Origin of the sequence: Rudaea sp. (genome assembly GCF_036383415.1) — a bacterium.
Taxonomy (GTDB): domain Bacteria; phylum Pseudomonadota; class Gammaproteobacteria; order Xanthomonadales; family Rhodanobacteraceae; genus Rudaea.
Window position 1 is genome coordinate 19,484 of record NZ_DASVOK010000363.1, and the last position, 13,328, is coordinate 32,811.

At 64.2% G+C, this 13,328-nt stretch carries 10 protein-coding genes; 8 read left to right on the top strand and 2 right to left on the bottom strand.

The genetic code is table 11. The features are described from left to right. The first annotated feature begins 2 nt into the window (after window positions 1-2). Both VF497_RS13475 and VF497_RS13480 read left to right on the top strand, forming a co-directional pair. Complete coding sequence (locus VF497_RS13475) at window positions 3-2,612, top strand: beta-mannosidase (protein WP_330889544.1); 2,610 nt, start codon at window positions 3-5, stop codon at window positions 2,610-2,612. A 33-nt stretch (window positions 2,613-2,645) separates the two neighbouring features. Beyond that, a complete protein-coding gene (locus tag VF497_RS13480) occupies window positions 2,646-4,025 on the top strand; it encodes a glycoside hydrolase family 47 protein (protein WP_330889547.1) in 1,380 nt (459 codons plus the stop codon). 63 nt (window positions 4,026-4,088) lie between these two features. Here the strand turns inward: VF497_RS13480 and VF497_RS13485 are convergent, their stop codons facing one another. Further along, window positions 4,089-5,036: a Dyp-type peroxidase gene (locus VF497_RS13485; protein WP_330889549.1), complete on the bottom strand. Its 948-nt coding sequence runs from the start codon at window positions 5,034-5,036 to the stop codon at window positions 4,089-4,091. A 112-nt stretch (window positions 5,037-5,148) separates the two neighbouring features. After that, a complete protein-coding gene (locus VF497_RS13490) occupies window positions 5,149-6,102 on the bottom strand; it encodes a LysR substrate-binding domain-containing protein (RefSeq protein ID WP_330889551.1) in 954 nt (317 codons plus the stop codon). Between the two features lie 125 nt (window positions 6,103-6,227). Between VF497_RS13490 and VF497_RS13495 the strand changes: the two genes are divergently transcribed. The 6 genes from VF497_RS13495 to tkt all read left to right on the top strand — a co-directional run bounded on the left by VF497_RS13495 (window position 6,228) and on the right by tkt (window position 13,249). After that, complete coding sequence (locus VF497_RS13495) at window positions 6,228-7,712, top strand: form I ribulose bisphosphate carboxylase large subunit (RefSeq protein WP_330889553.1); 1,485 nt, start codon at window positions 6,228-6,230, stop codon at window positions 7,710-7,712. A 35-nt stretch (window positions 7,713-7,747) separates the two neighbouring features. Beyond that, window positions 7,748-8,167, top strand: a complete 420-nt coding sequence (locus VF497_RS13500; protein WP_330889555.1) for a ribulose bisphosphate carboxylase small subunit — start codon at window positions 7,748-7,750, stop codon at window positions 8,165-8,167. Between the two features lie 45 nt (window positions 8,168-8,212). Then, on the top strand, window positions 8,213-9,148 hold the full coding sequence (cbbX, locus tag VF497_RS13505; protein WP_330889558.1) for a CbbX protein: 936 nt from the start codon (window positions 8,213-8,215) through the stop codon (window positions 9,146-9,148). A 70-nt stretch (window positions 9,149-9,218) separates the two neighbouring features. Further along, window positions 9,219-10,298 carry a class 1 fructose-bisphosphatase gene (locus VF497_RS13510; RefSeq protein ID WP_330889560.1) on the top strand — a complete coding sequence of 360 codons (1,080 nt, stop codon included), beginning with the start codon at window positions 9,219-9,221 and terminating at the stop codon, window positions 10,296-10,298. A gap of 4 nt (window positions 10,299-10,302) precedes the next feature. Then, entirely contained in the window at window positions 10,303-11,184 is an 882-nt protein-coding gene (locus VF497_RS13515) for a phosphoribulokinase (RefSeq protein ID WP_330889562.1), read from the top strand. Between the two features lie 13 nt (window positions 11,185-11,197). Further along, window positions 11,198-13,249 carry a transketolase gene (gene tkt, locus VF497_RS13520; RefSeq protein WP_330889564.1) on the top strand — a complete coding sequence of 684 codons (2,052 nt, stop codon included), beginning with the start codon at window positions 11,198-11,200 and terminating at the stop codon, window positions 13,247-13,249. Window positions 13,250-13,328 lie beyond the last annotated feature (79 nt).

A 13,328-nucleotide genomic window follows, 5' to 3' on the forward strand; every position in this document is an offset into this window, starting at 1 on the left:
CGATGCGCGGTCTTTTTCTCGCCGCACTGTTCGCTTCCGTTCCGGCCTGGGCCGATCTGCCGACGGCACGCGATCTCGGTGCTGCCGAATGGCAGATGCGCGCTGTGCCTGGCGAACAGGCCAAGGCACATCCGACCGCGGCGGCCTGGCAACACGCAACCGTGCCGGGCAGCGTGCACACCGACCTGCTCGCGAATGGCGCGATCGTCGATCCCTACGTCGGCGCGCACGAAGGCGAGTTGCAATGGATCGGACTCGCCGACTGGGAATACCGCACGCGTTTCGACGTCGATGCGACGACGCTGGCGCGCGCGCACAACGACCTCGTGTTCGACGGCGTCGACACGTTCGCCGATGTGTTCCTCAACGGCCGCAAGCTGGCCTCGACCGACAATATGTTCCGCACGTGGCGTCTGCCGGTGCACGGCAAGCTCAAACCCGCCGGCAACGAACTGCGCGTGGTCTTCCACTCGCCGATCCGGCAGGTGCTGGCACGCGTGCAGGCGATGCCGTACAAGCTGCCGGCGAACTACGACTGGGGTTTCGGCGACGAACCCAAGGGCGTGCTCACGCAGAACTTCGTGCGCAAGTCCGGCTACCACTACGGCTGGGACTGGGGGCCGCGCTACGTCACCGCCGGGATCTGGAAACCGATGCGGCTGGAAAGCTGGGATGCGCTGCGCATGGCCGATCTGCATATCGCACAGGATCGCATCGATCGGGACGCCGCGGCGTTGACCGCGCAGGTCGAAATCGAAGCTGCCGCTGCCGGCGAAGTCACGCTCGAACTGCACTACGGGCGCAGCGGCTCGGCCGATGCGAAAACACTGACGAAAACCACAACGCTCAAACGCGGCACGAACCGCATCGACATGCCGTTGCGCATCGATCATCCGCAACTCTGGTTCCCGGTCGGCTACGGCGCGCAGCCCTTGTATACTTTTTCGCTGACCGTCGGCGATGCGCACGGCAAGCAGGCTGCAGCGAGCCGACGCACCGGCCTGCGCCGCGTCGAGCTGCACCGCGAGCGTGACGACCAGGGCCGCGGCTTCGCCTTCGCCGTCAACGGCGTGCCCGTGTTCGCCAAGGGTGCGAACGTGATTCCGTTCGACATGTTCCCCGCGCGCGTGACGCGCGTGCAGCAGTTGCGCGTGCTCGAATCCGCACGCGATGCACACATGAACCTGCTGCGCAACTGGGGAGGCGGCTACTACGAGTCCGACGACTTCTTCGACCTCGCCGACGAAATGGGCATCCTGGTCTGGCAGGATTTCATGTTCGGCGGCGGCCTGTCGCCGGCCTACGATCCCGCGTTCCACGCCAACGTGCTGGCCGAGGCGCGCGAACAGGTGCGACGCCTGCGCGATCATCCGAGCCTTGTGCTCTGGTGCGGCAACAACGAAGTCGAGGCTGGCTGGCAGACCTGGGGCTGGAAGACGAAACTCGAAAAGGAAGCACCCGCGCTGGCGAAGAAGGCCTGGGACGAAGGCTATGTGCCGCTGTTCGGGCACGACCTGCGCGCCGTCGTCGCCGAAAACGGCGGCGGCGTGCCGTACTGGTCGAGCACGCCGAGCAACGATCTCGAAGGTCGGCCCGATGTCGACGACACCGGCGACCGCCACTACTGGGAAGTGTGGGGCGGCCCGGCGAAACCCGCCACTGCTTATCTCGAGGTGACGCCGCGCTTCATGTCGGAGTACGGATTGCAGGCCTGGCCATCGCTGCGCACCGTCGCAGCGATCGCAAGACCGGACGAAATGCAAATCGACGGACCGGTGATCCGCGCGCACCAGAAATTCCTCTACGGCGACGGCAACACACGCCTGCTGAAGTACGTGCGCGAATACGGCGAGCCGAAGGATTTCGCCGACTTCGTCTACCTCAGCCAGGTCGCGCAGGCCGAAGGCATCGAACTCGCCGCCCTGCACCACCGCGCGAGCCGGCCACACACGATGGGCACGCTGTACTGGCAGCTCAACGACGTCTGGCCCGGCGCGTCGTGGTCGAGCATGGACTGGTACGGACGCTGGAAGGCGCTGCAATTCCATGCGAAGCGCTTCTATGCCGATGTCGCCGTCGCTGTGCTGCGCAACCGCGGCGAGACGAGCGTGAGCCTGATCAACGACACGCAGGAGCCCGTTGCCGCCGAGCTGCGTCTGCGCGTGCTCGATGTCGACGGCAAGCTGCTGCGCGAAGAGCGCAAGCCGGTGACGCTGGCTGCGGCCGGCGTGACGAAGTTCGGCACGTTTGCCGATACCAACCTGCTGCACGGCGCCGATCCGAAACGCACGCTGGCCACGTTCGAACTGCACACGCACGACACGATATTGTCGCGTGGCGAGGTCTATTTCGCCGCGGCGAAGGATCTCGCCCTGCCCGATCCTGGCCTGCACGCCGACATCGCCGCGGACGGTGATGCTTTCCGCGTGACGGTCACCACGCAAAAACTCGCACGCGCGCTGTGGCTCGACTTCGGCGATCTCGATGTCGAGCTTTCCGACAACGCGCTGACTCTGCTACCGGGCGAGTCGGTCACGCTGCGCCTGCAGAGCAAGGCCACGCTCGCCGAATTGAAAGACAACATCAAGCTGCGGAGCTTGCGTACGCGCTAACCACTTTTTGCCCTCCTGCCAAGAGTACCGAACATGTCGCTAATCAAATTGCTTCCGTCGCTGCTGCTCGTCGCCAGTTCCGCGCTTCACGCCACAGCGGCGACGAAAACGGACGTGGTCACCGCCGCGCAATCCGGCCAACTCGCCGCGCGCGTCAAGGCCGAAACGCAGCGCGCCTGGCAGGGCTACGTGAAGTACGCCGCGGGCCACGACGAGATTCGTCCGCTGAGCAAGGAGGCGCACGACTGGTACGCGCGGCCGCTGCTGATGACGCCGGTCGACGCGCTCGACACGCTGATCGTCATGGGCCTGGCCGACGAGGCGAAACAGGCGCGCGAGCTGATTGAAACGAAGTTGTCGTTCGACCAGGACATTTACGTCAAGACGTTCGAGATCACGATCCGCCATCTCGGCGGCCTGCTGTCCGCTTACCAGCTCACCGGCGACAAGAAGCTGCTCGAACTCGCCGACGATCTCGGCACGCGCCTGCTGCCTGCGTTCGACTCGCCTAGCGGTCTGCCTTACGTCGACGTCAACCTGCGCACGGGCAAGACGCGCGGCACGGACAGCGGCCCCGCGGAATCCGGCACGCTGCTGCTCGAGTTCGGCACGCTGGCCAAGCTCACCGGCAAATCGATCTACTACGACAAGGCCAAGCGCGCGCTGGTCGAAACTTACAAACGCCGCTCCAAGCTCGGCCTCGTCGGCGCAACGTTCGAGGTCAGCAGCGGCCAGTGGACCAGTCCGGACAGCTCGGTCGCCGGCGGCATCGATTCGTACTACGAGTATCTGTACAAGTGCTGGCGCCTGTTCGGCGACACCGACTGCAAGGCGATGTGGGAGACGAGCATCAAGGGGCTCAACGCGCACGTCGCCGACGAGGTGCGCAAGAACGAGCTGTGGTACGGCCACGTCGACATGAACACCGGCGCGCGCCGCGCTTCGCAGTGGGGTTCGCTCGACGCGTTCTTCGCCGCGCTGCTCGCGGTCAGCGGCGACATCGATCGCGCGCGTCGCCTGCAGGAGTCGAACATGAAGATGTGGCGCCTGCACGGCATCGAGCCCGAGTCGCTTGACTACCGCACGATGAAGGCGCTCGATGCGAGCTATTCGCTGCGCCCGGAAATCGTCGAATCGGCCTACTACCTGCGCCGCCTCACCGGCGATGGGCGTTATCTAAGCGAAGGCCGCGAAATGTTCGAGGATTTCGAGCGCTGGTGCCGCACCGACACCGGCTTTGCCGCGCTGACCAGCGTGGTGACGAAGCAGCAGAAGGATTCGCAGGAAAGCTTCCTCTACGCTGAAACGTTGAAGTACTTCTACCTGCTGTTCGCGCCCGATACCGCGCTCGACTTCGATGCAATCACGTTCAACACCGAAGCGCATCCGCTGCGCAGGACGTGGAAGGACTGAAGCCTACGGTTCGATTCACCCCCGGAGCGCAGCGGAAAGCGATGCCGGCAAGCCGGCATCCTGTCATGAAGCGGCGCCGTCGGCTCCGACGTCGTCCAGAAACGTCGAGGTGGGGACGAAAAACAGCGTCCCGGTGACAGCGCGACTGAAGTCCAGCAGACGGTCGTAATTGCCTGGCGGCGAACCGACGAACATGTTCTCGAGCATCTTCTCGGTCGTTGACGGCGATTTGGCGTAGCCGATGAAATAGGTGCCGAACTCGCCCTTGCCGATATCCCCGAACGGCATGTTGTCGCGCAGGATCTGCTGCTGCACGCCGTTCTCGTCAACGATGTTGGTCAGCACGTTGTGCGCGTAGGAGGCCTTTTCGCTGTCCTTCTGCTCGATGTCGGACAGCTTGGCGCGACCGATGAACTTCTCCTGCGTTTCGACCGGCACCGCATTCCATTTCGCAAGGTCGTGCAGGTACTTCTGCACGATGACATAGCTGCCGCCGGCGAAGGCCGCGTCCTCCTGCCCGATCAGAGTGGCTTCGGTGGCCGCATTCCCCTCGGGGTTTTCCGTGCCGTCGACGAAACCGAGCAGATCGCGATCGTCGAAGTATTTGAAGCCGTGCACTTCATCGACGATCGACACCGCATCACCGAGCCGATCAATGATCTGGGTCGCAAGTTCGAAACACATATCCATGCGCGAAGCGCGGATATGAAACAGGATGTCGCCAGGCGTCGAGACGGCATGGTGCACGCCACGGATCTCGCGGAACGGGTGCAGTTCCTTCGGCCGCGGCGCTCCGAACAGGCGATCCCATGCATCCGAACCGAAGCCGATGATGCAGGACAACTGCGCCGTCGTGTCGCGAAAGCCCACGGCACGCTTGAAGGCGGATGCATCCGCGCAGAATTCGCGCACGGCATCGCGACTCGCCTCGCCCTCGTTCACGCGCACGACGAGGAACATGGCGGCGCGCGTCAATCCCGAGGAGACTGGCTGGCTTTGAACGGATGACACGACTCTCTCCTTGTTGTGGAACACGTTCGGCAATGTGCGCGGCGATCTTAGCACTCGTCAAATCGCGCTGACCACGATCGATCCCTCGTCTTGCCGAAATCGCAGGGCCCGGTCACGGCTTCGACGCGATGCGGCGATATCGCGAAAAGGTCTTGTCGAGATGCGAGTGCGTGTTCGCGAACAGGAAGTCGCGAAACGCGGCGGCTGCGGGCGGCAGTTTCTTCGCACTCATGTGGACGATGTGCCAATTGCGCAGGACGGGCGTGCCGATCACGTCGAGCAATGCGATTTCGCGCGTGCGCAGTTCGAGTTCCAGCGAATGCAGCGAAAGCACGCTGATGCCCATGCCGGCCATCACCGCCTGCTTGACGGTCTCGTTGCTGCCCAGCGTCACCATCTTCTTCGGCGTGAACAGGTGATGCTTGAACATGGCCTCCATGATCAGGCGCGTGCCCGATCCCGGTTCGCGCATGAGGAACGTGTCTTCGCGCAATTCGTGGAAGTCGAGCTTGCGCGCGCGGGCGAGGCGATGCGACTTGTGCACGGCCAGCACATGCGGATTCTCGGCGACCGCCTCGTAGATCGCGTCGAGCTTTTCCGGCGGCTGGCCCATGATCGCGAAATCGATCTCGTTGTCGCGCAGCGCGTTGATCAGTATCTCGCGGTTGCCGACGAGGAGCCGGATGTCGACTTGCGCGTGGCGCCTGGCGAAGCGGGCGAGCAGCTTCGGCGTGAAGTACTTCGCCGTGGTGACGACGCCGACGGTCGCGGAGCCGCTGCGCAGGCCCTTGAGCGAACCCAGGACGCGTTCGGCATCCTGCAGTTCGCCGAGCACGCGCGCGGCGTGGTGACGGAACAGTTCGCCGGCCTGGGTGAGCGCGAGCTTCTTGCCCACGCGCTCGAACAACGGCAGGCCGACGGCGTCTTCGAGCTGGCGGATCTGCATCGAGATCGCGGGCTGGGTGAGGTGCAACGCCTCGGCCGCGCGCGCGAAGCTCATCTGCCGCGCCGCTTCAAGGAACACGGTCAGTTGGCGCAGGCTCAGGTGACGCAGCATCGATTGCATGGCGAAACGCTCCGTTTCCGGTACGTTTTTTCATCATAAGCTTTTACTTAAGTCATGAAAACAATTTCTGACTTTTCCTTTTGCATGATCCGCCCTAGCCTGCAGGCACACTTCGGGAGGCAATCATGAACGCAGTGACGAAAGAGGCCGCGAACGAAGCGGCAATCGAAATCAAGAGTTCCGCCAAGCGTTACAAGGCCGGCGTGCTCAAGTACGCGCAGATGGGCTACTGGCAGCCCGACTACGTGCCCAAGACCACCGACATCCTCGCTCTGTTTCGCATCACCCCGCAGGAAGGCGTGCCGCCCGAGGAGGCCGCCGCCGCGGTTGCCGGCGAATCGTCCACGGCGACGTGGACCGTGGTCTGGACCGACCGCCTGACCGCCTGCGACATGTATCGCGCCAAGGCCTACCGCGTCGATCCGGTGCCGAACAACCCGGGCCAGTACTTCGCCTACGTCGCCTACGATCTGTCGTTGTTCGAGGAAGGCTCGATCACGAATGTCGCCGCCTCGATCATCGGCAATGTCTTCAGCTTCAAGCCGCTCAAGGCCGCGCGCCTCGAGGACATGCAGTTTCCGGTTGCTTACGCAAAGACGTTCAAGGGTCCGCCGACCGGCATCGTCGTCGAACGCGAACGTCTGGACAAGTTCGGCCGCCCGCTGCTCGGCGCGACGACCAAGCCCAAGCTCGGCCTGTCCGGCCGCAACTACGGCCGCGTCGTCTACGAGGGCCTCAAGGGCGGCCTCGATTTCATGAAGGACGACGAGAACATCAATAGCCAGCCGTTCATGCACTGGCGCGATCGCTTCCTGTTCGTCATGGACGCGGTCAACAAGGCCAGCGCCGCGACCGGCGAGGTCAAGGGCAGCTACCTCAACGTCACCGCGGGCGACATGGAGGAAATGTATCGGCGCGCCGAATTCGCCAAACAGCTGGGCTCGGTCATCGTCATGGTCGACCTCGTCGTCGGCTATACCGGCATCCAGTCGCTGTCGAACTGGTGCCGGCAAAACGACATGATCCTGCACCTGCACCGCGCCGGCCATGGCACCTACACGCGGCAGAAGAACCACGGCGTCAGCTTCCGCGTCATCGCGAAGTGGATGCGCCTGGTCGGCGTCGACCACATCCACGCGGGCACTGCGGTCGGCAAGCTAGAAGGCGATCCGCTCACCGTGCAGGGCTACTACAACGTCTGTCGCGATACGCACACACAGATCGATCTGCCACGCGGAATCTTCTTCGAACAGGAATGGGGCGCGCTGCGCAAGGTCATGCCGGTCGCCTCGGGCGGCATTCATGCGGGACAGATGCACCAGTTGCTGGACCTGTTCGGCGACGATGTCGTCCTCCAGTTCGGTGGCGGCACGATCGGCCACCCGCAGGGCATCCAGGCAGGCGCCACGGCCAATCGCGTCGCGCTCGAAGCGATGGTGCTCGCGCGCAACGAAGGCCGCGACATCAAGAACGAGGGCTTGCAGATACTCAAGGATGCCGCGAAGTGGTGTTCGCCGTTGAAGGCCGCGCTCGATACCTGGGGCGAAATCACCTTCAACTATACCTCGACCGATACGAGCGACTTCGTGCCCACGCCGAGCGTGAGCTGAGCGGCGCCGTCGAAATCCCTTTCGGAGAAAACATCATGCGTATCACCCAAGGCACGTTTTCGTATCTTCCCGATCTGAGCGACAAGCAGATTTCCGCGCAGCTCAAGTACGCCCTCGACAAGGGCTGGGCGATCGGCATCGAGTACACCGACGATCCGCATCCGCGCAACACCTACTGGGAAATGTTCGGCAACCCGATGTTCGACCTGCGCGATCCGGCCGGCATCCTCAAGGAGATCAACGACTGCCGCGCGACGTTCCCGAACCACTACATCCGCGTGATCGCGTTCGATTCCACCCATCAGGTCGAATCGGTCGTGCTGTCCTTCATCGTCAACCGGCCGAAGGACGAGCCCGGCTTCCGCCTGGTCCGCACCGAGGAACCCGGGCGCACGCTGCGCTACTCGATCGAAAGCTATGCGGTCGACCGCAATGCAGAAGGCGAGAGGTATTGATGCTTTCCTTCTCCCACTGGGAGAAGGGAAACCAGAGCAAAGGCCATGAGCGCAGCGACGATTCCACAAATCGACACCGACGCCCGCGATCTCGCGCTGCTCTATCGCGACAGCGGCATCGCCGAGGTGTTCGCCCAGCTCGACCGCGAACTGGTCGGTTTGACGCCGGTGAAATCGCGCATCCGCGAGATCGCCGCGCTGCTGCTCGTCGACAAGGCGCGGCGCGCGGCCGGACTCGCCGCGAGCGCGCCGAGCCTGCACATGAGCTTCACCGGCAACCCGGGCACCGGCAAGACCACGGTCGCGATGCGCATGGCCGACATCCTGCACCGGCTCGGCTACACGCGCAGCAACCACGTCATCGCGGTGACGCGCGACGATCTCGTCGGCCAGTACATCGGCCACACCGCGCCGAAGACGAAAGAGGTTCTGAAGAAGGCGATGGGCGGCGTGCTGTTCATCGACGAGGCGTATTACCTCTACCGCCCGGAGAACGAGCGCGACTACGGCCAGGAGTCGATCGAAATCCTGCTGCAGGTGATGGAGAACCAGCGCGATGACTTGGTCGTCATCCTCGCCGGCTACAAGAACCGCATGGAGACGTTCTTCCGCAGCAATCCGGGCATGGCCTCGCGCGTCGCCCACCATATCGATTTTCCCGACTACAGCGAGGCGGAGCTGCTCGAGATCGCGCGACTCATCGCCGCGCAGATGGACTACCGCTTCGACGAAGCCGGACTCGTCGCGATGCGCGACTACATAGCGCATCGCCTCGCCCAGCCGCACTTCGCCAACGCGCGCTCGATCCGCAACGCCCTCGACCGCGCGCGCCTGCGCCAGGCGCAACGGCTGTTCGCAAACGCGGACAAGCAGTCTGCACCGGACAAGGAAGCACTGATGACGATCACCGCGGGAGACATCCGCGCGAGCCGCGTGTTTCGCGGCGGATTGGATGGAGAAAGAAAACAGGAGAGCTCTTAGCTCGTCATTCCGGCTCTCGCCGGAATGACAGGGAAAAAAGTGACGCAGTGGATTCGTACCGGAGGCTCTTATGTTTAACCGCCGCACCACACTCTCGAAATTCCTGATCGAACAACTCAAGGGCTCGAAGGAGAGCAACGATCTTGCCGCTCTGCTCGTCGACGTCGCCGCGGCGATCAAGGCGATCAGCGCGGTCGCGGCGAAGGGCGCGCTCGAAGGCAACACCGGCTCGCTCGAAACGGTCAACGTGCAGGGCGAAACGCAGAAGCCGCTCGACGTGCTGACCAACGAGATCATGCTGCGCCACTGCGACTGGGGCGGACTCGTCGCCGGCATGGCCTCGGAGGAGATGGAGGAACCGTTCGCCATTCCCGCCGAATACGAACGCGGACGCTATCTGTTGCTGTTCGATCCGCTCGACGGCTCCTCCAACATCGACCTCAACGTCGCCGTCGGCACGATCTTTTCCGTGCTCGTACACGATTCCGAGGAACCGCCGCAACTGCAGGATTTCCTGCAGATCGGCAAGAAGCAGGTCGCCGCGGGCTACGCGATCTACGGACCCTCGACCCTGCTCGTGCTGACCGTCGGCCAAGGCACGCACGGCTTCACCCTCGATCGCGAGATCGGCAATTTCATCCTCACCCATCCGAATCTCAGCGTGCCGAACGAGACCAGCGAGTTCGCGATCAACACCTCGAACGAGCGCTTCTGGGAGCCGCCGATGCAGCGCTACGTCGAGGAGTGCAAGGCCGGCAAGACCGGTCCGCGCGAACGCGATTTCAACATGCGCTGGATCGCATCAATGGTGGCCGAAGTGCATCGCATCCTGATCCGCGGCGGCGTGTTCATGTATCCGCGCGACAGCAAGGCGCCGAACAAGTCCGGGCGCCTGCGCCTGCTCTACGAGGCCAACCCGATGGCGATGCTGATCGAGCAGGCCGGCGGCCTCGCTTCGACCGGGCGCGGCTGCCTGCTCGAGAAACAGCCCGAGCAACTGCACCAGCGCGTGCCGGTCATCCTCGGCTCGCGCTGCGAAGTCGAACGCATCGAACGCTATCACCATGAACACGACAAGGGCGAAGACCAACCCTTCGTCTCGCCGCTGTTCAACGAACGCTCGCTGTTCCGTCCGGAAGCCAGGGCCTAAGACCATGTCCACCAAACATCCGATCCTCGTCATCACCGGCTCCTCGGGCGCGGGCACGACCACGGTGATGTCGAGCTTCATCAACATCTTCCGCCGCGAGAACCTGATCGCGCAGCTGGTCGAGGGCGATGCGTTCCATCGCTACAACCGTCTCGAAATGCGCCAGCAGATGAAGGAGGCCGAGGAACGCGGCGATCGCCACTACAGCCACTTCGGCCCCGAGGCGAACCTGTTCAAGGAACTCGAAGACCTGTTCCGCGACTACGCCGAAACCGGTGGCGGACGCACGCGCAAATACCTGCACGATCCCGGCGAGGCCGCGCCGTACAAGCAGGATCCGGGCACGTTCACCCCGTGGGAGGACGTCAAGCCGAACACCGACCTGCTGTTCTACGAGGGTCTGCACGGCGCGGTCGTCGACGGCGATGTCGACGTGGCCAAGTACGCCGATCTCAAGGTCGGCGTCGTGCCCATCCTCAACCTCGAATGGATCCAGAAGCTGCACCGCGATCAGCGCATGCGCGGCTACTCGCAGGAGGCGGTGACCGACACGATCCTGCGCCGCATGCCCGATTACGTCAGCCACATCTGCCCGCAGTTCTCGCGCACGCACGTGAATTTCCAGCGCGTGCCGACCGTGGACACGTCCAATCCGTTCATCGCGCGCAGCATCCCGACCGCCGACGAGAGTTTCCTCGTCATCCGCTTCGCCAATCCGAAGGGCATCGATTTCCCGTACCTGCTCAGCATGCTGCACGACTCGTTCATGAGCCGACCGAACACGATCGTCGCGCCCGGCGGAAAGATGGGCCTGGCGATGGAACTGATCTTCACGCCGATGATCCTGCAATTGATGGATCGCAAACGCCGCGCGCTTGCCGCGTAATCGAGAAGCCGTCATGAATGCCGAACTGAAAACGAGTGCCACTCCCGAACGCGACCTGACCAACGCGATCCGCTTCCTCGCCGCCGATGCGGTGCAAGCCGCGAACTCGGGCCATCCAGGCGCGCCGATGGGCATGGCCGAAATCGCGCTCGTGCTCTGGCGCGGTCACTTGAGGCACAACCCGGCCAATCCGGCCTGGCCCGACCGCGACCGCTTCGTGCTCTCGAACGGCCACGGCTCGATGCTGCTCTACGCGCTGCTGCACCTGACCGGCTACGACCTGCCGATCGAGGAGATCAAGCGCTTCCGTCAGCTGCACAGCAAGACGCCCGGGCATCCCGAGTATGGGATGACCGCCGGCGTCGAAACGACGACAGGGCCGCTCGGCCAGGGCTTGACCAATGCGGTCGGCATGGCGCTCGCCGAGGCATTGCTCGCGCGCGAGTTCAACCGCGACGGGCACACGATCGTCGATCACCACACCTATGTATTCCTCGGCGATGGCTGCCTGATGGAAGGCATCTCGCACGAGGCCTGCTCGCTCGCCGGCACGCTCAAACTCGGCAAACTGATCTGCTTCTACGACGACAATGGCATCTCGATCGACGGCCACGTCGAGCATTGGTTCGCCGACGACACGCCGCGGCGCTTCGAGGCCTACGGCTGGCACGTCGTGCGCAACGTCGACGGCCACGACACGGCCGCGATCGAACGCGCGCTGCTCGAAGCGAAAACGATCGCCGACCGGCCAAGCCTGATCTGCTGCAAGACCGTCATCGGCAAGGGCGCGCCGACCAAGGCCGGCACGCACGACGTGCATGGTGCCGCGCTGGGCAACGACGAAATCGCGGCCGCGCGCAAGGCGCTGGCTTGGCCGCACGCGCCGTTCGTCGTGCCGGACGAAGTCTACGCAAGCTGGGACGCGCGCCGCGAAGGCGCGCAACGCGAAGCGCAGTGGCAGCGCGCGTTCGACGCCTATGCAAACGCGTATCCGGAACTGGCGGTCGAATTCCTGCGCCGTGTCGCTGGCGAACTGCCGCGCGGCTGGCAAGAATTCGTTCGGGAAAAACTCGACGCCGTACAGCAAGCCGCGCCGAACATCGCCACGCGCAAGGCCTCGCAGAACGCGCTCGACCTGCTGCAGCCGAAGCTGCCGGAACTACTCGGCGGATCGGCCGACCTCACCGGTTCCAACCTGACCAACTTCAAGGGCGCGGTCGCCGTGCGCAAGGGCGACGCGGGCCTGGGCTACGGCAACCACATCAACTACGGCGTGCGCGAATTCGGCATGAGCGCGATCATGAACGGCATCGCGCTGCACGGCGGCTATATTCCCTACGGCGGCACGTTTCTCACGTTCTCGGACTACAGCCGCAACGCGATCCGCATGTCCGCGCTGATGGGCCTGCGCGTGATCTACGTCTTCACCCACGATTCGATCGGCCTCGGCGAGGACGGCCCGACACACCAGCCGATCGAGCATGTCGCGAGCCTGCGCCTGATTCCGAACGTGCACGTGCAACGCCCCTGCGATGCGACCGAGACGCTTGCCGCCTGGGTAGCCGCACTCGAACACAGGAACGGTCCCACCTGCCTGATCCTGTCGCGCCAGAATCTGCCGAATCAGCCGCGCATGCCGACGCAGATCGCGGCGATTGCGCGCGGCGGCTATGTACTCGCCGATGCCGACGGCGGTCGCCCCGACGCCGTCGCGATCGCGACCGGCTCGGAAATCGCACTCGCGGTCAAGGCACGCGAGATTCTCGCGAGCGAAAGCATCCGCCTGCGCGTCGTCTCGATCCCCGATCTCAAGACCTTCGAAGCCTGGCCCGCCGATTATCGCGCGAGCGTCCTGCCGCCGGGCGTGCCGCGCATCGCGATCGAGGCCGGCGTGACCGGGTCGTGGCATCGCCTCGTCGGCGACAGCGGCCGCGTCGTCGGCATCGAGCGTTTCGGCGAGTCCGCGCCGGCCGAAAAATTATTCGAACTGTTCGGTCTCACCGCGGCCAACGTCGCCGCGCAGGTGCGCGAACTCGTTGGCGCCGCAGCGGGGGCCGATCGATGAGCGGCATCCGCATCCGCGCCGTGCTGTTCGATCTCGACGGCACCCTCGTCGATTCGGCGCCGGACATCGCCGCGGCGAT